This window comes from uncultured Rothia sp., assembly GCF_937976295.1.
GTDB lineage: Bacteria > Actinomycetota > Actinomycetes > Actinomycetales > Micrococcaceae > Rothia.
Genome location: NZ_CALJRY010000270.1, coordinates 1 through 1,496, shown reverse-complemented (window position 1 = coordinate 1,496; position 1,496 = coordinate 1). Strand labels below are relative to the sequence as shown.

At 64.1% G+C, this 1,496-nt stretch carries 1 protein-coding gene; it reads right to left on the bottom strand.

Translation table 11 applies throughout. The features are described 5' to 3' along the window. Positions 1–45: 45 nt before the first annotated feature. A complete protein-coding gene (gene dnaJ, locus Q0216_RS07150; RefSeq protein WP_298594080.1) occupies positions 46–1,182 on the bottom strand; it encodes a molecular chaperone DnaJ in 1,137 nt (378 codons plus the stop codon). Positions 1,183–1,496: the final 314 nt, after the last annotated feature.

The window sequence follows — 1,496 nt, the reverse complement described above, 5'->3', positions numbered from 1 at the left end:
GGTTGAGTACCGCACCCGCCGCATCCTTAGCTTGGTGTAGGAATCCTACTTGAACTGGTCCTTCAGACGGGAGAAGAGACCGCCGCGGTGCTTGACCTGCGAGCCCTCGGTGAGGGATTCACCGCGCAGGGCGGCGAACTGGCGCAGCAGTTCACGCTGTTCTTCGGTCATGTCGGTGGGGGTGACCACCTGGATACGTACCAGCAGGTCGCCGCGACGCTCGGTGCCGAGCACGGTTGCGCCCAGGCCGTTGAGGGTGATCACGTCACCGCTCTGAGTGCCTGCGGGGATGGCAACTTCCTGGTCGCCGTCGAAGGTCTTCAGCGGGATGGTGGTGCCCAGTGCCGCCGCGACCATGGGGATGTTCACGGTGGTGACCAGGTTGTCGCCCTCGCGGCTAAAGTACTTGTCACGCTTGACGTTCAGGTCAACGTACAGGTCGCCGTTGGGGCCACCGTACAGGCCTGCTTCGCCCTTGCCGCGCAGGCGGATACGCGCCTGGTCGTGCACGCCGGCGGGAACGTTGAAGGTCAGCGGCACGTCTTCACGGACGCGGCCCTGACCGTGGCATTCGGGGCAGGGGGTCTTGATGATGGTGCCGTAGCCGTGGCAGTCGGGGCATTCGACCTGCTGCATGACGGTACCGAGGATGGACTGCACACGGCGCTGCATGAAACCGTGACCGGAGCAGGTGGTGCAGGTTTCGGGCTGGGTGCCCTCTGCGGTGCCTTCGCCGTTACAGGACTTACAGGTCACGGCGGAGCGACGCTCGATGGTCTTCTCAACACCGAATACGGCGTCCTGCAGGCTGATGGAGACGGTAATCAGGTCGTCCTGGCCCTGACGCATGCGGGATGCGGGGCCGCGGGCACCTGCCGCGCCGCCGGTGAACATGTTCAGCAGGTCCTCGAAACCGCCGAAGCCGCTGAATCCGCCGCCCGGGTAGCCGCCGCCTCCGGGGTAGCCTGCGCGGCCCTGTTCGTCGCCGGTGGTGTCATAGTTGCGGCGCTTTTCGGGGTCGGAGAGCACCTCGTAGGCGAGGGTGACGCGCTTGAACTCTTCGGCTGCGTCCTCGGAGGGGTTCACGTCGGGGTGCAGCTGGCGTGCCTTCTTTCGGTACGCCTTCTTGATCTCTTCGGGGCTGGCGTCTTTCGATACGCCGAGAGTATCGTAATGGCTCATGCGTTTCCTTCCTCTCGAGACGATGGCGGTGCTCGATGAGTGCACCGCCAATAATGGTCGTATCAATTCTAGGGGATACTACCCCCGACCCGATACAATGGCTAGGCTGAAAGGGGGCGCTCCCGCTATCCGCTTAATCTGCGGCGCGCCCCGAATCCCGTTGTAGCGCCTCTGCCGGTTCTCCCGCCGGTTCCGGCGCATTGTTCCGTTTCATGAGTTCCGGCGCTGTCACCGCCCTACTGGCTACCGGCTCTGTTGCCCCTACCGCCTTTGAAGGAGAATACGTTGAGGACCCACCACTCCCCCTACGGCTG